Raw genomic sequence first — 16,645 nt, 5'->3', positions numbered from 1 at the left:
TCGTGCGATGGAGGGATTTGAGGCGCTGCTGTGCGGCGGGGGTGCAGTGGTGCGTCTCAGCGCTCTCCTTCGGACAAATCGACGGAGGAGCCGCTGCCACCATGATCGCCCGAGCGGACCGCGTGGCCAGCAGCCGAGGCACCATGCCGGATGGTCTGAGCACGCTTCATGCGGCGCGCCCAATCAGGCTGCCCTTCGGCCGAGGTGCTCGCGGCCTGCTCGCCCGCCTGCCCACCGCCGAAGGCAGCCGCTGCGCGACGCAAAGGACTCATCGCAGCCGAAGCGCCAGCCTCCGCGACGCCAGTAAGGCCGCCGCTTCGATAGGCGGCTGATGCTCTGCTCATGACAGCGCCGCCACCGCGCGCGGCGCCTGCAATCGCGCCGCCAGCGAGACCAGCGCCACCGGCGGCAACACCTGCGCCTGCCGCAACAATACCGCCAGCGGCAAGGCCCGTTCCAATCGCCGCACCGGCGCCGAGCTGGGGTCCGCCCGACACCAGGCCGTTGGCGATTCCGGGACCGAAGATGCCTAGGCCCAGCAAGGAGAGCGCGGCAAGGACAAGCGTCATCGCGTCTTCGATGGTCGGCTGAGCGCCGCCGAAGCCAGCGGTGAACTGTGAGAACAAGGTCGATCCAATGCCGACGATAACGGCAAGAACCAGAACCTTGATCCCTGAAGATATGACGTTGCCAAGGACCCGCTCCGCCGCAAAGGCGGTCTTGCCAAACAGGCCAAATGGGATGAGCACGAAGCCGGCCAGCGTCGTGAGCTTGAACTCGATCAGGGTGACGAAGAGCTGAATCGCCAGAATGAAAAAGGCGAGCAACACCACGACCCAGGCGAACAGGAGAACGACGATCTGGACGAAATTCTCGAAGAAACTGATGTAGCCCATCAGATTCGAGATCGAATCGAGCAACGGTCGGCCGGCGTCGAGGCCGACTTGAGCGATCTTTCCCGGCCGCAAGAAGTCTGACGCGGAGAGGCCTGCGCCAGATGCTTTCAGCCCAAGACCGGCAAAGCTCTCGAAGACGATGCGCGCGAGGCTGTTCCAGTTGCCGATGAGGTAGGCGAAGACTCCCACGAAAAGCGTCTTCTTGACGAGGCGCGCGATGATGTCTTCGTCCGGCCCCCAGCTCCAGAACAACGCAGCAAGCGTGATGTCGATCGCAGCAAGGGTCGTTGCGAGATATCCGACATCGCCGCTGAGCAGTCCAAAACCGTTGTCGATATATCGCGTGAACGTTTCCAGAAACTGGTCAATGATCCCCGTACCAGTCATGGCTTGCTCGCCTCAGGCGCCGCCAGGTTCGAAAATCCCTGCGGCATCCGGCTCTGATCCTTTGGGGCAGGCGTCGAACTGACCGAGTCATCGTGGCCGGGAACTACAACGCCGTCTTTCTTGCCAAAGAAGCGACGCCGGTTTTCGGCCCAAATCTGCTGGCAGTGGCGATAGCCTGCCGTCTCCTCCGGAGTGACGCCACGGCAGCGTGCAAGGTCAGAGTTTGTTGCATCTGTTGTCTGCTCCGCCCTCGGTGTCGGCGGAGAATTGTCTCCGCCACGCAGCTGAATCGTGCAGGCGGCCACGGCCGCTAGGCCGATTGTCGTAAGCAGCGACAGCGCTTTGAATGCCTTTACGTCCGTCATCAGTGAAACATCTGCACGTTGGAGGATTGATAGCCCTGCCCCGGTGTCAGGAACCGACGAAGCTGTTCTCGTCCTTGATCCTGGGCCGATGCGCGCTGAGCGGCTTCAAGGCTCTGCACCCTGCCCTGCGCCGTCACAACAGCCGTAAGATCGGCGAGTTGCTGCGCGTTCAGCGCAAGGATTTGATTGCCAGCTTGCGTTGCCTGCAGGGCGCCGCTTGCGCCTTGGCTAGATGCTACGAGGGCAGACGTCTGGATGCGATTGGTGTCGAGGTTGCCAACGATGCCAGCCTGGACGCGAAGCGCGTCTTGCGTTGCGGCATAGGAATTCTGCCAACGCGCCTGAGCATTGGAGATCAGCAACTGGTTCGACTGGCTGCTGGTAGCTGGCGCGTAGCTGGTTGAGAAGGCGCGGTCGATCTGCTGTACGTCGTAAGCGATGCGCTGGGCCTGGGCCAGCAATTGCTGGGTCCGCTGAATCGATGATTGCAGTTGCTGCAGCGACGAATACGGCAGGCTTACCAGGTTCTTCGCCTGGTTGATCAGCATCTGCGCCTCGTTTTGTAACGAGGTGATCTGATTGTTGATCTGCTGGAGTTCCCGCGCAGCTGTCAGGACGTTCTGAACGTAGTTGCTGGGATCGAAGACGATCAGCGCCCGTGCGGGCACCGCGACGCCAAGCACCAGCGCGATAGTGCCCGCAGCCGCCAATAAGCCGAGACGCCTCATAGAGATTTCTCCAGATTGACGAGATTGGGAATCAGATCGACGGCCCAGGCGACGCCACGGTGCTGGAGCCAGGCCGGCACAAAGCCATCAGGTCCATGCTCGGCGAGGAGCTGCGCAATGGCTGCCTGGTCCGTCTTGGAAGAGGCCGCAGTGAATGCGAGTGCGACCTCACCAAGGCCAAGTTCGAACATCCGGTTGCCGCGACGGGACTGGCAGTAGTAGTCGCGCTTCGGCGTTGCCCGGCTCACAAGCTCGATTTGACGACCGTTGAGTCCGAAGCGGCGGTAGATGGCGGTGATCTGCGGTTCGATCGCCCGTTCGTTCGGCAGCAACAGGCGCGTCGGGCAGCTTTCGATGATCGCCGGCGCAATCGCAGAGCCATCAATGTCAGAAAGCGACTGGGTGGCGAAGATGACGGAGGCGTTCTTCTTCCGCAGCGTCTTCAGCCATTCTCGGAGCTGACCGGCGAAATCCTCGTCGTCGATGGCTAGCCAACCTTCATCGACAATAAGGAGCGTCGGCCGGCCGTCGAGGTGATCCCCGATACGATGGAAGAGATACGCCAGAACGGCCGGCGCGGCACTCGTTCCGATCAAGCCTTCGGTTTCGAAAGCCTGGACCGAGGCTTCGCCAAGTCGCTCGAATTCGGCATCGAGCAGGCGCCCGGATGGACCGCCGAGGCAATAGGGTTGCAAGGCGCGTTTCAGAGAGTTCGATTGGAGTAGGACTGACAGGCCAGTTAGGGTCCGCTCCTCCCTCGGCGCCGAAGCAAGAGACGTCAGCGCCGACCACAGATGATCCTTGACCTCCGGCGTAATCTCGATCTTTTCCCGCGCCAGGACTCCGCCGATCCATTCCGTCGCCCACCCTCGCTCGGAAGGATCATCGATCCAGGCTAACGGCTGCAGGGCGACGGGGTTTTCGTCCCCGTCAGACAATGCGCCGCCGAGATCATGCCAATCGCCGCCCATCGCGAGCGCGGCCGCCCGGATCGAGCCGCCAAAATCGAATGCAAAGACCTGAGAGTTCGGATAACGCCTGAACTGTAGCGCCATCAGCGCTAGCAGGACCGACTTGCCAGCCCCCGTCGGTCCGACCACGAGGGTGTGGCCGACGTCACCGACGTGGAGCGAGAATCGGAACGGCGTCGATCCCTCGGTCTTGCCGAACAGAAGCGGCGGACCCTTGAAGTGCAGATCCCTCGCCTCGCCAGCCCACACGGCTGACATCGGAATCATATGGGCGAGGTTGAGAGTTGAGACTGGCGGCTGCCGCACGTTGGCGTAAACGTGCCCCGGCAGACTACCGAGCCAGGCTTCAACGGCGTTCACCGTCTCGATCATGCAGGTGAAGTCGCGGCTCTGGATGACCTTCTCGACCAGCCGCAGCTTTTCATCGGCAGCGTTGGGATCGCGGTCCCAGACAGTGATGGTCGCCGTAACAAAAGCTTGTCCAATCTGATCCGACCCCAGCTCCTGCAACGCCGCGTCGGCATCAAGCGCCTTGTTGTGGGCGTCGGTATCGAGCAGCGTCGACGCCTCGTTCGTCATGACCTCCTTGAGAATGGCGCCAATCGACTTTCGCTTGGCGAACCACTGCCGACGAATCCTGGTCAGCAGCTTGGTGGCGTCGGTCTTGTCCAACATGATCGCCCGGGTCGACCACCGATATGAAAACGCCAGGCGATTCAGGTCATCCAGAATTCCCGGTGTCGTCGCCCCCGGAAAGCCCACTATCGTCAGAACCCGCACATTGGCCGAACCCAGCATCGGCTCGAGCCCGCCGGTCAGCGGCTGGTCGGCTAACAGCGCGTCGATGTACATGGGAATTTCGGGCACTCGAACGCGATGACGCTTGGTCGAAATCGTCGAGTGCAGGTACGTCAGCGTGTCCTGATCATTGAGCCAGGCGCATTCGGGCATAAACCCTTCAAGGAGGCCGAGCACGCGGTTGGTTTGGTCGACAAACCCACGCAGCACCTCCCGGGCATCTGCTCCAACGGTACGGTCACGCCCCTCGTAAAGCAGTTGCTCTGCCCTGGCGGCCCCCTCCTCTGGAGGAAGATAGAGGAAGGTCAGGAAATAGCTGGACTCATAGTGAGCACCCGCCTCCTCGAACTGAGCCCTGCGTTCCGCGTCAACCAACGCAGAGGCGACATCCGGAAAGGAGCTAGGCGGGTAGGTCCCCGCAAAATGACGCTGCGCCTCGACGAATGCGGCCCAGCCCGATCCCAGGCGACGCAAGGCATTATTCAGGCGACCGGCAACAGCGACGAGTTCAGCAGGCACTGCGCTGTCGAGGTCGGGTCCCCGGAACTTTGCTGTCCGTTGGAACGAGCCGTCCTTGTTCAGGATGATCCCCTCGTCGATGAGAGCTGCCCAGGGCAGGAAGTCGGCGAGACGCGCGTTGGAATGACGATATTCGGCAAGGTTCATCATGACGGAGGACTCAGAGATCGAGATGACCGGGAATGCGCAGATGTCGACGCACCACATCGACAAAGGCGGGATCGCGCTTGGCGGCCCAGACCGCGGCCATGTGGCCGAAGAACCAGAGGACGAGACCAGCGATCCAGAGCCGCAATCCCAACCCAAGGGCTGCCGCAAGCGTGCCGTTGACAATCGCAACCGACCGCGGCGCGCCGCCCATCAGGATTGGCTCAGTGAGCGCGCGATGAACGGGCACGACAAAGCCTGCCACCTGATCATCCATCAGATCACCAAGCCGCCGCCGAAGGAGAAGAACGACAGGAAGAAGCTCGAGGCGGCAAACGCGATCGACAAACCGAACACGATCTGGATCAGCCTGCGGAAACCACCTGACGAGTCCCCGAACGCGAGCGTGAGCCCGGTCACGACGATGATGATGACGGCGATGATCTTGGCGACCGGACCTTCGACCGACTGCAAGATCTGATTGAGTGGCTGTTCCCACGGCATGTTCGAGCCGGCAGCCCATGCCGGTGCCGACGCCAAAAGAACCATCCCGGACATGGCCAGTGAAGCAGCTTCTCGACGAAGACGAAATTGCGGTCGCATGTCAGTCTCCTGCTGATGAAAGGTTGTAGTCGCCGGCGGCCCCGAGCCCGGTGACGAGGGCAAGCTCAGCGAGACGACGATCAGCGCCGCGCCCCGCAAGCACAGCAACGAGGTTGATGGTCTCCGCGATCAGGGCACGCGGAACCGTGATGACGGCTTCCTGGATGAGTTGCTCGAGCCGCCGCAGCGCACCGAGCGCGGTGCCCGCATGAATAGTGCCGATGCCGCCGGGATGGCCCGTACCCCAGGCCTTGAGCAGATCGAGCGCCTCGGCACCTCGGACTTCGCCAATCGGGATGCGATCAGGTCGTAGGCGCAGCGAGGACCGAACGAGGTCCGATAGCGTGGCCACGCCGTCTTTGGTCCGGAGCGCTACAAGATTGGGCGCTTTGCACTGAAGTTCGCGGGTATCTTCGATCAGCACGACCCGATCGGCAGTCTTTGCCACCTCGGCCAGGAGCGCATTCGTCAATGTTGTCTTGCCGGTCGATGTCCCACCGGCGACGAGGATGTTCTTCCGTGCAGCGACCGCGTTCTTCAGGATCCCGGCCTGCGCCGAGGTCATGATCTCCTTGGCGACGTAGTCGTCGAGCGTAAACACAGCGACGGCGGGCTTGCGGATAGCAAAGGCCGGTGCTGCAACGACGGGAGGCAGGAGACCTTCGAAGCGCTCGCCGGTCCCTGGCAGTTCGGCCGAGACCCGCGGCGCGCCGGCATGCACCTCGGCACCTACGTGATGAGCGACCAGGCGAACAATGCGCTCGCCATCAGCCGCGGACAGCGTTTCGCCTGTGTCGATCAGGCCATTCGACAACCGGTCGATCCACAGCCGCCCATCCGGGTTGAGCATCACCTCGATGATCGCTTCGTCTTCGAGGTAGCCGGCAATCGCAGAACCAAGCGCACTGCGCAGCATTCGCGCACCGCGCGAGCTCGCTTCCGATTGAATGGAATGGATTGACACCGTTCGCCCCCACCGGATGAGGACGCCCAAAGAGCGCCTCAGATGGGGATCATTAGAAAAGGCACCGATGGACTTGGCGCAACAAGCGGCTTCCGTGATCGTACGCTGGCGTAGAAAAAGAAAGAGTGAGAACTGATGTTTTAGGCCTACTCAATCGTATCGTACTCGGCGAGCTACCGCTCACCACTCCGCATCGTCATCCGGGGGCACGAGTATGACCGAATCCTCATACAACCCGACTGACTCGACAGCGTAGGAAACATCAGCCGGCTTGAAGAAGAGGATTGAACTCATCCATGAGGAGAAGGATCGTCGCCAAGGCAGCACGAACCAGACCAGCGCCGCGATCTGCAGTGCTACGCTGAGGCCGAACGCGACTTGATAGGCCTGGACGGGCCTATGGCCATCATTCGCAGGCCATTGCTCGAGGATGGGACCTGTCGCGGATTGTACCAGAAATGCCCAACCAAAGTGCAGGACGTTCAGGGCACTATTGGCACGACCGGCAAGCTCCGGAGGAAAGTAATCCGAAATCACCGTGAAGCTGACTACGGTTGCCGTTCCGACAATTGCGACAACGGACCAGGGCAAGATGGACGGCAGAGGCCCTCGCAGGATCAAGGCTAATTCGGCTGCGATAAACAGCACTGTAACCAAGGCTAATATCGTCTCTGCCCCGATTCCCCTTCGTTTGATGTGATGGACCGTTATACCAAACAACCAGGCACCGGCGCTGAGCACGATCGACATCATGAAAAGCTGTCTGACGAGACTCGAGCGATCAAGCCCCTCCACGTCGGTCAGCCACGGCGATGCCCACAATCCCTGCAGGGACCAAGCTGATCCAACGCAAGTCGCCGACAATGGGGCCATTCGCCAAAAGCGTCGATCTCTAAAAACGGAGCTTAGCGTCGCGGGGGTTGACGCTATCAACGGGACAATGCCTCGTTCGGGCACCACGACATAGATCAAAATGGCCGTGCCACCAGTCGCGGCCGCCAGGATCTCAAAGAGCTGACGCCAGCTCATCCAAGTGAGCAGATGTTCGAGGGGAGCCGTAGCGGTTACGGCTCCCAGCGATCCCAGCATGATCATGTAGCCGTTCAGCAATGCAACTCGCTCCCTGGGGAACCAAAGGATGATGGCCTTCAGTCCTGCCGTTAGCGCCGCCGCCACACCAAGCCCGATCATTGCACGCGCGATCAAAAGTGACAGGATGCTGGTCGATACCGCGAACAGTCCGGCGCCCGCTGCTGTGAGCAATAGCAGGACACTTTGGACGCGACGCGGACCAAATCGGTCCAACAATATGCCGACGGGGATCTGAGCCGTCGCGAAAACAAGGAAATAAACTGACGTAAGCAACCCGAGGTCGGCAGTCCCAAGGCCGGTATCCGAGCTGAGATGAATGGCGATCAAGGCGTTGATCGTTCGAAACAGATACGAAAGATAGTATCCGACAGCAAACGGGAGAAATACGCGCGCTGTGAGACTCCATGTCCCAGAAATTTGCATACAGGCCCCTCTTGCTGTCAGCTCGTGCGAGCCGATAGCGCGACCAGCCTTTTGTGCGCTTGGCTAAATTGTTGCCATGGTAGACTGGCGTAGAAAAAGGTAGGCCGATGTGATTTTTGCTCGGGCGCGAACCGATAAGTTCATCAGCTCCGCTCTACCCTTGCAAGGCGACAATGAACCGGACACTCGTGCATGAGGGCTCGGGGCACAAGCCGACTCGCCTTCGCTCCTCTCAGGATTTCGATGATGGCTACCCGTTGCCGTTGCTGGTGCCGCGCCCGTAAAATATCGATGGCCGCATCGCCATCCGGAAAAACGGGGCGCCGCAGTCGACCAGATAGAGGCCGTTCAAAGTTACAGCTCGCGCCGCCGGACCTCGTGCGGCGTCCTGAGCACCCATGTTCAACGTGGGTATTGATGATGACTGAACTCACCGCCGTATCAGCAATGAGCGTTCTTGCCTTCGTCGCCGCAATCAATGAGGCCGGAACGCCAAGCCTGTCGCCGAACGCGTCGCTAAATTGATATGATGCGTCGTCGATTCACGTTTTCGAGGTCTTATGTCTCAAGTCGACTGGTTGAGTCATCTCCTGCAGATCATCACCGTTACCGGCCAACTCGAGGTCCGCTGCGCCTACGGCGCACCATGGCGTCTTATCTGGCCGAGGGCCGCGGCGAACGAGATCCCCTACCATGTCATCGTCAACGGCCGCGCCATTTTCGAGGACCCTGATTCTAGAACGATGCAGGAGCTTGGAAGCGGGGATGTCGTGCTGCTCCCGCACGGTTCGGCGCATGTGCTGCACGACGGCAGCGGCCAAACGCCAATCAGCACGCACCAAAGCAAGGGCTCCGCAGGATGGATGTTGAGCGAGAATGATGGATGGGGGGAGCAACTCGATCTGCTGTGCGGACGTTTTTTCGTCGCGCCACCTCACGATCGACTGGTCCGCAACTACCTGCCGGCAAATCTGGTGGTGCGGGCCATGGAAAGCCATGGAGAAGAGGACATCCCGTCGGCATCGAGTCAACTTTCCGGACTGGTCAGGCTGATGCGAATGGAGTCCGCAAGTGACAGAGCGGGAGGACGCGCCATTCTCAACGCGCTTTCTTCGGTCTTGTTCACTTTGGTTCTACGCGCCGCGAGCGAAGCCGGCAAATCCACTGAAGGCTTGTTGGCCCTTGCCGGCAATCCGAGATTGGCAGCGGCCATTGCGGCGATGTTCGCGGATCCGGCGCGACCTTGGAAACTTCCCGATCTGGCCGATCTATGCGGCATGTCACGCGCGACATTTATGCGCCACTTTCAGGACAAGTTGGGCCGCTCCGCCCTCGACCTATTGACCGATCTTCGCATGAGCATGGCCGCCAACGAGCTCAAGAACCCAAGGATCAGTACGGAAGCTGTGGCTGAGACGGTCGGGTATCAATCCGTTTCGGCATTCCGGCGAGTGTTTGCGGAGAGGATGGGGATGACGCCGGGGGAATGGCGCCGACTGGCGCACAACGGCGATGAGTCTCGGTCGCCGTCAGAATGATCCTTTTGAGCACCAAATTGAGCCAATAGAGGCTCGAAACGATCATTCCCAACGGTAAATTGGGCTCCGTCATCACTTGATAACGGAGCAACCCAATGAACCACACCGCTACAACCGTTGCCGCTGCCGATCCGGAAACCTCCCGTTCGCTTGGGCGGCCGCTGCCGACCAACGCCGTGATCGAAACCATTCTGAGCCGCAGTGCTGCGAAATATTACGACTCGACAGCCGTCTTCAGCGACGATCAAATCCGTGACCTCGTGCGGATCGGCACATCAGCGCCGACATCCTTCCATCTGCAGAACTGGCGCTTCATCGCCGTGCGCTCACCCGAAGCAAAGGCGCGGCTGCTTCCGATCGCCTGGAATCAGCCCGCGATCACCGAAGCAGCCGTCACCTTCATCATCATTGGTCAGTTGGCCGATGCCAGCACCGTCCCTGATCGCCTGGCGCCCGTCGTGGAAGCCGGGATCATGCCGGCACATATAGTGCCGGAATGGGAGGGGCCTGCTCGCGGCCTGTACGACAATCAACCGCAGCGCCAGCGCGACGAGGCCGTACGCTCCGCGACCTTCGGCAGCGCAGCCATCATCTATGCAGCCCGCTCGCTAGGCCTCGGTTCGACACCGATGATCGGTTTCGATGCAGAGGCCGTGCACAGAGAGTTCGGCCTGGCCGAAGACGAAGTCCCGGTCATGCTGCTGACCGTCGGGCCGGAGCGGCCCGGCAACTGGCCGCAGAAGCCGCGTCTGCCCGTGGCCGACGTGCTGCACTTCGCCTAACCAACCCTGAAATCGATCACTTGAGGAGAAATATCATGGCCAGAGCCGCCGCTCTGAAGCCGGAACACGTGCCGGCTGCTTCGAAACCGACCCTCGACACGTTCACCAAGAACATCGGGTTCACTCCAAACATGATGGCGACCTTCGCGCAAAGCCCGATCGCGTTCAACGCCTGGACCACTCTGCTCGGCTCGTTGAGCAAGGCGCTCGACGTCAAGACGCGCGACAGCATCGGCCTTGCGGTCTCCGAAGCGAACGGCTGCAACTACTGCCTGACGGTGCACAGCTTCACGGCGGAGCATATGGCCAAGCTGCCGGCGGAGGACATAATTCTCGCCCGAAAGGGTCACGCAAGCGACCCGAAGCGGGATGCCGCCGTCCAGTTTGCACGCAAGATCATCGAAAGCCGCGGCCATGTCACGGACGCCGATCTGCAAGCCGTCCGCGATGCGGGCTACACGGATGCGAACATCATGGAGATCGTCGCGCTTGTGGCCAGTACTCCCTGACGAACTTCTTCAACAACGTGTTCAATCCCGACAAGGACTTCCCCGCGGTGGCACCGGCCGGCTCGATCTGAGCACGGTCCTGCCGGTTCGCAGATCGGGAAGTTCGGAATCTGAAAACACCACACACAGAGGAGTCGAAGATGAAGGCGATTATTGCGACGGACCAGGCTGCCGGATTTGGCGGGATGAAGCTGGTGGACCGACCCGAACCTCAACCAGCGATCAACGACGTCATCGTAGCGGTTCACGCATCGGGATTCGTTCCGACGGAATTGGAGTGGCCCTCGACGTGGACCGATCGTCGCGAGCAGAACAGAACTCCGTCGATCCCTGGGCACGAATTCGCCGGCATCGTCATGGCGCTTGGCTACGGCACGACGGGACTGTCGGTGGGACAGCGCGTATTCGGCCTTGCTGATTGGTACCGCGATGGCACGCTAGCTGAATATATTGCCATCGAGGCGCGCAATCTCGCGCCATTGCCAGGTGACGTCGATTTCAAGGTGGGCGCAAGCCTGCCGATCTCGGGCTTGACCGCGTGGCAGGGGCTTTTCCAACACGGCCGCCTTCAGGCAGGCCAGAGCGTGCTTGCGCATGGTGCCGCCGGTGCGGTCGGTTCCATGGTGGTTCAGCTCGCACGAGAGGCCGGCGCCTATGTCATCGGAACAGGACGCGGAGCCGACCGGCAGAAAGCGCTCGACTTCGGCGCGAATGAATTCGTCGACCTCGAGAACGACGCCCTCAAAGATATCGGCGGCGTCGATCTCGCATTCGACGTCATCGGCGGCGACGTCCAGAAGCAGTCTGCAGCCCTTGTCAGAGCCGGAGGGACGCTGGTGAGCGTCGTCGGCCCGGTGCAGGCTCGGCCGCTAGACGGTTTGGCCATCGACTTCGTCGTGGAGGCCGATCGTGGTCAATTGAGTGAGATCGTCCAGAGGGTGCGGGACGGAAGACTGCGGACAAACATCGGAAAGGTCTCCTCTCTCGACGATGCTGTCGCCAACTTCAACTCGGCCCAGCGACGCCAGGGCAAGACGATTATTCACGTCCGCTCGTAAGAGCTTGGGCAGGACGAGGGGCTCAGCTCTCACAAGGTTCTCCGATCTGAGCCTCTCCGCTGTCTTGATTTAGAATCATGGAACTCGCGCCAAGTGCAGCACGGCTTCAATGCCTCCATCCAAAGTTTGCTGCGCTTTGGCAGCGTCGGGGATAGCCCGCGCAAACTGTAGGGTGCCCACCATGAGAGCGAAGATGGCCCTCGCCCGACGGTGGTTCGCGGCAGAATCTGCGCCGGGTAGCAGCGCCGCCAAAGTCCCAACGTAGCTTTCCAGCGCTCTCTCGTAATCTTCCCTGGTGTTCTGAGACTGATGCGCGATTTCCGGAAGCAACGCCGCGGAGGGACACCCGTCGCCAGGGTCTTCAAGGTGAGCATAGTTTAAGTATCTCCGGATTGCGCCTTCGAGATCGAGGCCCTTGAGCTGATCTTCCTCAAGCCGATGCTGCTGGTCAGCCAGCGCTCTCGCCAGCGCTTCCCGAACAAGGGTGTCCTTGGAGTCGAAGTGCGGAGAAAAGGCTCCTTTGGTTAGACCGGCCTCGCCCATTATCCCGGCAATCCCGGTGGCGGAGATGCCGTCCCGGCGCATACACTTCGATGCCACATCGATTATGTGCCGACGTGTCGCCGACTTGTGGCCTTTCTCGAAACGCATCTTCTCTCAACTCCAGAAATTTTCCGCACCCAGTCGCGTCAGATCGCAGTTGACTTGTCGTCCAGGACGCCTTCGATCTTGCGGGCAAGGACGAAAAGCGCCCCGTCGCTTCCTAAGGGGGCGTCAAGCTCGAGGCCAATCGGCAGTCCAGTGCTAGACAAGCCAACGGGAAGACTGATTCCCGGCATCCCCACGCTGCTCGCCGAGACGGTGTGGTTTGCCAAGGCGAGATAGCTGACGTCCTGTCCCGCGATATGCACTGTCGCCCGCTCCTCGATCAAAGGTGCCGTGCAAGGCGTGGTAGGCTGCAGAATGACCTGCGCGCCTTGGGTGATGAATGCCTTATCGAGACGGCGCTGGATTTCCGGCCGGCTCACGTTGAGCGCCGTCCGATAGGCATCCGCTGAGATTGCCCCTGCACCGTCCGGCAGTACGATGTGTGCCCACGCTTGCCGAAGTTGAGGCTTAAGCCCATCGTAAATGGCATCGAATGTGGTTGGAACATCGTGGCGGCGAAGGAAGTCCGAGATCGCGCCCATGGTTTCATGGGCGAAGATTCCCCACGTCGCAGTTTGGACGACGGCGTTGAAATCGGCACCAAAGTCCACCTCGACGATTTCGGCGCCGGCGTCCCGCAGCCGCCGCACCACCTCACGGAAGCGCGCCTCGACTTCCGAGTCCACCAGATCCAGGAACTGCCGCGGCGCGAAGGCCAGTCGGACTCCTTTCAGGTCATGGCCATCGGAAATTTCGGCAGTCTGCTCGCCAGTCACGACCTGATCCAGCAGGACGCAATCCTCGACGCTTCGAGCAAATGCACCGGTCGTGTCGAGCGTGTGGGAGATTGGAGCAACGCCCTTGCGCGGCCATCGTCCGGTGGTTGGCTTGAATCCCACCACGCCACAGAACGATGCCGGGACCCGGATCGACCCAACGGTGTCACCGCCCAATGACGCGGGAACGAGGCCGGCGGCCACAGATGCGGCGGAACCGCTCGAGGAGCCGCCCGACACGCGGTCTCGTGCATGCGGATTCTTCACTTGGCCATAACGTGCGTTATGGCCAGTCAAGCCGTAGGACATCTCAACGAGATTGTTCTTCCCGAAGACGAAGGCCCCCGCACGCTTTATGGCATCGACAGCGTCCGCATCTTCGCGTGGCACGAAGTGAGCGAGGCTGTCGAGGCCGAGGCTCGTCGGCAACCCTTTCGTCAGATAACTGTCTTTTACTCCGAGTGGCACGCCCAGTAGCGGAGCCGCCGATCCGGCGGCACGTGCTTTATCCGCTTCCCGCGCAGCCTCCAACACGGCCGTCTCGTTCAGGGTGATGAAGGCATTAAGCCCGGCAAGCGTTCGGGCACGCCACAGAAGCGCAGCGGTGTATGCTTCCGAACTGATTTCGCCACGCCGAATAGCTGCTGCAGCGGCCGCGAGCCCCAGCGAGGAGCGATCCATGAGTTCTTCTTGAGCCATGGGGCGCGAAATGGCGGTGATGTCGTTCATAAAGACCTCGCAAGAGCGGTTTGCGGCAATCGGCTGCCGCGATACAGCCGCTCAGCCGATAACATTACGATCGTAATATTAAATTACGATCGTACTTCAATAGAAAGGAGCAGCTCCTCGGTACACATGAACGTGAGGTCCGACGGCGCTGGACTGAATCGGCGAGCTTTGGAAGTGGACGCCGCTTGGGCTCACGAGCGCCGATCTCGGTCGCGATGATCGATTTCCCTTTGGACGTCGGAAACGCGACAAAAGCCTAGACTCCGCTAGTTTTTTCATCCTCCGGTTCCTGCCGGCGAATATCTTCTGGAATTTCGCGCAGAAAGCTTTGCCCCTTTTGCAGACGGCGCCCGAGCGCCTCGACAAATCCTTCAAAGCGTTCCCTGCCCTTTGCCTGCGCGGCCGCCTGCGCATCGTTGGGCAGCGGCGGCGTAATCGTCAGCCAGAAACGGATAAACAGAGCCAGGGTCTCGGCCGTCAAACCAATGTCGCGCTCCAGCCTCTGCATCTGACGCGACAGCCGATCCAGGCGACGAGTGAACGCTGCCTCCCGCCTATCCGCGCCGTCCGGTGACAGAAACGAAGCGACAGCTGCCTCCACGATCGCAGACCGGGAAAGCTTTTTGCGATCGGCAAGGTCCGATATCTGCTTCAGAAGCTCTGGCGGGAAGTAGACGTTCATCCGGTCGCGCATACTGCCTCAGAGCTCCATACCGTCATTCGGGTCCATGGCGACTTGACGGGCGACACCGGGCATCTGCTGGCGTATGAGCCGGGACTGACGGATCGGATCCTCGTCGTCGTCAAGAACGGCGGCAAATTCCTCTGCCGGTGTCGGTTCGGTCGTTTCCTTGACGATCGCGACATGATCTGGGAGTTCGGGCTCACGACGGAGCCCGCTGTTCGCCGTGTCCTCCTCGGCCCCTGCAGCTTTGTCTGTTGGACCTGCCGTCGGCTTCAACGGTCCGAGCGCTGACCATCCGTCCGTTCGCGATGATCGACCAGCGCTCGCCGGATCGGGCGGCGGCAGAACCCGCTCGGTGAACCGCCGATCCTCGAAGTAGCGGACCTTCTTCGCCCGGATTGGCGGCGTGCCGGCGACCATGACGATTTCGTCCATTTGCGGAAGCTGCATGACCTCGCCTGGCGTCAGCAGCGGTCTCGCCGTCTCCTGCCGTGAGACCATCAGGTGCCCCAGCCACGGGTTCAACCGGTGTCCCGCATAGTTCTTCATCGCCCGCATCTCGGTCGCCGTACCGAGGGCATCGGACACCCGCTTGGCGGTCCGCTCGTCGTTGGTCGCGAAACTGACCCGGACGTGACAGTTGTCGAGAATGGCGTTGTTAGGCCCGTAGGCCTTCTCGATCTGATTGAGCGATTGCGCGATCAGGAAACTCTTGATGCCATACCCCGCCATGAAGGCGAGCGCAGACTCGAAGAAATCAAGCCGCCCCAGTGTCGGGAACTCGTCGAGCATCATCAGGACTCGATGCCGGCGGTCACGGGCGTGCAAGTTCTCGGTCAGGCGTCGGCCGATCTGGTTCAGCACCAGGCGGATCAATGGTTTGGTCCGCGAGATATCGGAGGGCGGCACCACCAGGTAAAGCGTCGTAGGACGGCTATCTGCGATCAGATCGGCTATCCGCCAGTCGCAACGGCAGGTCACCTGGGCCACGACGGGATCACGGTAGAGCCCGAGAAACGACATCGCGGTGGACAGGACGCCGGAACGTTCATTCTCCGATTTGTTGAGGAGTTCGCGCGCGGTCGAGGCGACGACGGGATGGGCGCCCTGCTCGCCCAGATGCGTGGTGGTCATCATCGCCTTCAGCGTCGCCTCGATCGGCCGCTTCGGGTCGGACAGGAAAGCGGCGACGCCTGCCAAAGTCTTGTCAGCCTCGGCATAGAGAACATGGAGGATAGCGCCGACCAGGAGCGAATGACTGGTCTTCTCCCAATGGTTCCGCTTGTCGAGGGAGCCTTCGGGGTCGACCAGGACGTCGGCCACGTTCTGGACGTCGCGAACCTCCCATTCCCCGCGCCGGACCTCGAGCAGCGGATTGTAGGCTGAGGACTTCGGGTTGGTGGGGTCAAACAACAGGACGCGGCCGTGCCGCGAGCGGAAACCCGCGGTCAGTTGCCAGTTCTCGCCTTTGATGTCGTGAACGATGGCCGAGCTAGGCCAAGCCAGCAGCGACGGGACGACAAGACCGACGCCCTTGCCGGATCGGGTTGGTGCAAAACACAAGACGTGCTCCGGCCCGTCATGGCGAAGGTAGTCACGGTCGAGTTTGCCGAGCACCACACCATCCGGACCAAGAAGTCCCGCCGCTCGAACCTCTTCCGCATCAGCCCAGCGCGCAGAACCATAGGTCTCGACATTCTTGGCTTCGCGCGCGCGCCACACCGACATGCCTATCGCAACCGCGATCGAAACGAAGGTCCCCGACGCCGCGATGAAGGCCCCCTCGACAAAGACCTGAGGCGCGTAGGCATCGTAGACGAACCACCACCAGAAGAAGATTGGCGGGTAGTAGATCTTGAAGCCCAACAGTTCGAACCAGGGTCGCCCAAGCTCCGGTTGATAGGCGAGCCGCCAAGCCGTCCACTCGGTTGCTCCCCAGATGGCCAGCAAAACGATCAGGCCGACAACGATCACCTGGCTCCACAGGATTTTGGTACCTGACATCGCGAACGCCCTTCCGCAACTGA

Annotated in this window: 15 protein-coding genes and 2 pseudogenes; 4 read left to right on the top strand and 13 right to left on the bottom strand. The window is 61.0% G+C overall.

Annotated elements, in window-relative coordinates; all coding sequences use genetic code 11:
- Positions 1 to 56: 56 nt before the first annotated feature.
- From trbL to ACVMIH_RS39505, 8 genes are all read right to left on the bottom strand, one after another.
- Positions 57 to 1,283, bottom strand: a complete 1,227-nt coding sequence (gene trbL / locus ACVMIH_RS39540) for a P-type conjugative transfer protein TrbL (protein WP_456866054.1) — start codon at positions 1,281 to 1,283, stop codon at positions 57 to 59.
- A complete protein-coding gene (gene trbK-alt, locus ACVMIH_RS39535; protein WP_456866051.1) occupies positions 1,280 to 1,648 on the bottom strand; it encodes a putative entry exclusion protein TrbK-alt in 369 nt (122 codons plus the stop codon). The genes trbL and trbK-alt overlap by 4 nt, the downstream gene beginning before the upstream one ends.
- On the bottom strand, positions 1,648 to 2,376 hold the full coding sequence (gene trbJ, locus ACVMIH_RS39530) for a P-type conjugative transfer protein TrbJ (protein WP_456866048.1): 729 nt from the start codon (positions 2,374 to 2,376) through the stop codon (positions 1,648 to 1,650). The genes trbK-alt and trbJ overlap by 1 nt, the downstream gene beginning before the upstream one ends.
- Entirely contained in the window at positions 2,373 to 4,814 is a 2,442-nt protein-coding gene (gene trbE, locus ACVMIH_RS39525) for a conjugal transfer protein TrbE (RefSeq protein ID WP_456866045.1), read from the bottom strand. The genes trbJ and trbE overlap by 4 nt, the downstream gene beginning before the upstream one ends.
- Before the next feature lie 10 nt (positions 4,815 to 4,824).
- Positions 4,825 to 5,088, bottom strand: coding sequence for a VirB3 family type IV secretion system protein (locus ACVMIH_RS39520; protein ID WP_456866042.1), 264 nt, complete (start codon positions 5,086 to 5,088; stop codon positions 4,825 to 4,827).
- Positions 5,088 to 5,369 carry a TrbC/VirB2 family protein gene (locus tag ACVMIH_RS39515; protein WP_456866040.1) on the bottom strand — a complete coding sequence of 94 codons (282 nt, stop codon included), beginning with the start codon at positions 5,367 to 5,369 and terminating at the stop codon, positions 5,088 to 5,090. Before ACVMIH_RS39515 ends, ACVMIH_RS39520 begins: the two co-directional genes overlap by 1 nt.
- Before the next feature lie 46 nt (positions 5,370 to 5,415).
- Entirely contained in the window at positions 5,416 to 6,330 is a 915-nt protein-coding gene (gene trbB / locus ACVMIH_RS39510) for a P-type conjugative transfer ATPase TrbB (RefSeq protein ID WP_456866037.1), read from the bottom strand.
- A 228-nt stretch (positions 6,331 to 6,558) separates the two neighbouring features.
- Positions 6,559 to 7,893 (bottom strand): MFS transporter, encoded by a 1,335-nt coding sequence (locus tag ACVMIH_RS39505; protein ID WP_456866034.1) that lies wholly within the window; start codon positions 7,891 to 7,893, stop codon positions 6,559 to 6,561.
- A 560-nt stretch (positions 7,894 to 8,453) separates the two neighbouring features.
- On the opposite strand from ACVMIH_RS39505, the gene ACVMIH_RS39500 reads away from it, so the two are divergent.
- The 3 genes and pseudogenes from ACVMIH_RS39500 (at position 8,454) to ACVMIH_RS39490 (ending at position 10,793) form a co-directional block, all read left to right on the top strand.
- Entirely contained in the window at positions 8,454 to 9,431 is a 978-nt protein-coding gene (locus tag ACVMIH_RS39500) for an AraC family transcriptional regulator (RefSeq protein ID WP_456866031.1), read from the top strand.
- A gap of 95 nt (positions 9,432 to 9,526) precedes the next feature.
- A complete protein-coding gene (locus ACVMIH_RS39495; protein ID WP_456866028.1) occupies positions 9,527 to 10,213 on the top strand; it encodes a nitroreductase family protein in 687 nt (228 codons plus the stop codon).
- A 35-nt stretch (positions 10,214 to 10,248) separates the two neighbouring features.
- Positions 10,249 to 10,793, top strand: a pseudogene (locus ACVMIH_RS39490) (carboxymuconolactone decarboxylase family protein).
- Here the strand turns inward: ACVMIH_RS39490 and ACVMIH_RS39485 are convergent.
- A pseudogene (locus ACVMIH_RS39485) lies at positions 10,760 to 10,864 on the bottom strand (hypothetical protein); the annotation flags it as partial. The pseudogenes ACVMIH_RS39490 and ACVMIH_RS39485 sit on opposite strands and share 34 nt — an antisense overlap.
- Here ACVMIH_RS39485 and ACVMIH_RS39480 point away from each other — a divergent pair.
- The gene (locus ACVMIH_RS39480; RefSeq protein ID WP_456866025.1) at positions 10,863 to 11,780 is read left to right on the top strand and encodes an NADP-dependent oxidoreductase; all 918 of its coding nucleotides are present in this window, start codon (positions 10,863 to 10,865) and stop codon (positions 11,778 to 11,780) included. The pseudogene ACVMIH_RS39485 and the gene ACVMIH_RS39480 sit on opposite strands and share 2 nt — an antisense overlap.
- A 75-nt stretch (positions 11,781 to 11,855) precedes the next feature.
- Here the strand turns inward: ACVMIH_RS39480 and ACVMIH_RS39475 are convergent, their stop codons facing one another.
- The 4 genes from ACVMIH_RS39475 to ACVMIH_RS39460 form a co-directional block, all read right to left on the bottom strand.
- Positions 11,856 to 12,431 carry a TetR/AcrR family transcriptional regulator gene (locus ACVMIH_RS39475; protein WP_456866022.1) on the bottom strand — a complete coding sequence of 192 codons (576 nt, stop codon included), beginning with the start codon at positions 12,429 to 12,431 and terminating at the stop codon, positions 11,856 to 11,858.
- 38 nt (positions 12,432 to 12,469) lie between these two features.
- Complete coding sequence (locus ACVMIH_RS39470; protein ID WP_456866019.1) at positions 12,470 to 13,933, bottom strand: amidase family protein; 1,464 nt, start codon at positions 13,931 to 13,933, stop codon at positions 12,470 to 12,472.
- Positions 13,934 to 14,189: 256 nt separating this feature from the next.
- Positions 14,190 to 14,627 carry a CopG family transcriptional regulator gene (locus ACVMIH_RS39465; RefSeq protein WP_456866017.1) on the bottom strand — a complete coding sequence of 146 codons (438 nt, stop codon included), beginning with the start codon at positions 14,625 to 14,627 and terminating at the stop codon, positions 14,190 to 14,192.
- A gap of 6 nt (positions 14,628 to 14,633) precedes the next feature.
- Positions 14,634 to 16,622: a conjugal transfer protein TraG gene (locus ACVMIH_RS39460; RefSeq protein ID WP_456866014.1), complete on the bottom strand. Its 1,989-nt coding sequence runs from the start codon at positions 16,620 to 16,622 to the stop codon at positions 14,634 to 14,636.
- Between the last annotated feature and the right edge of the window lie 23 nt (positions 16,623 to 16,645).

It is taken from the genome of Bradyrhizobium sp. USDA 4503 (assembly GCF_054055815.1).
The sequence above is the reverse complement of the archived record's forward strand: the minus strand, read 5'-3'. Positions and strand labels throughout refer to the sequence as shown.

Excerpts from the sequence above, each read along its gene's own strand:
- trbB (WP_456866037.1), bottom strand. The coding sequence starts at position 6,330 with ATGCTGCGCAGTGCGCTTGGTTCTGCGATTGCCGGCTACCTCGAAGAC.
- trbJ (WP_456866048.1), bottom strand. The coding sequence starts at position 2,376 with ATGAGGCGTCTCGGCTTATTGGCGGCTGCGGGCACTATCGCGCTGGTG.
- ACVMIH_RS39505 (WP_456866034.1), bottom strand. The coding sequence starts at position 7,893 with ATGCAAATTTCTGGGACATGGAGTCTCACAGCGCGCGTATTTCTCCCG.
- ACVMIH_RS39500 (WP_456866031.1), top strand. The coding sequence starts at position 8,454 with ATGTCTCAAGTCGACTGGTTGAGTCATCTCCTGCAGATCATCACCGTT.
- trbL (WP_456866054.1), bottom strand. The coding sequence starts at position 1,283 with ATGACTGGTACGGGGATCATTGACCAGTTTCTGGAAACGTTCACGCGA.
- trbE (WP_456866045.1), bottom strand. The coding sequence starts at position 4,814 with ATGATGAACCTTGCCGAATATCGTCATTCCAACGCGCGTCTCGCCGAC.
- trbK-alt (WP_456866051.1), bottom strand. The coding sequence starts at position 1,648 with ATGACGGACGTAAAGGCATTCAAAGCGCTGTCGCTGCTTACGACAATC.
- ACVMIH_RS39495 (WP_456866028.1), top strand. The coding sequence starts at position 9,527 with ATGAACCACACCGCTACAACCGTTGCCGCTGCCGATCCGGAAACCTCC.
- ACVMIH_RS39470 (WP_456866019.1), bottom strand. The coding sequence starts at position 13,933 with ATGAACGACATCACCGCCATTTCGCGCCCCATGGCTCAAGAAGAACTC.
- ACVMIH_RS39460 (WP_456866014.1), bottom strand. The coding sequence starts at position 16,622 with ATGTCAGGTACCAAAATCCTGTGGAGCCAGGTGATCGTTGTCGGCCTG.
- ACVMIH_RS39465 (WP_456866017.1), bottom strand. The coding sequence starts at position 14,627 with ATGCGCGACCGGATGAACGTCTACTTCCCGCCAGAGCTTCTGAAGCAG.
- ACVMIH_RS39475 (WP_456866022.1), bottom strand. The coding sequence starts at position 12,431 with ATGCGTTTCGAGAAAGGCCACAAGTCGGCGACACGTCGGCACATAATC.
- ACVMIH_RS39520 (WP_456866042.1), bottom strand. The coding sequence starts at position 5,088 with ATGGATGATCAGGTGGCAGGCTTTGTCGTGCCCGTTCATCGCGCGCTC.
- ACVMIH_RS39515 (WP_456866040.1), bottom strand. The coding sequence starts at position 5,369 with ATGTCCGGGATGGTTCTTTTGGCGTCGGCACCGGCATGGGCTGCCGGC.
- ACVMIH_RS39480 (WP_456866025.1), top strand. The coding sequence starts at position 10,863 with ATGAAGGCGATTATTGCGACGGACCAGGCTGCCGGATTTGGCGGGATG.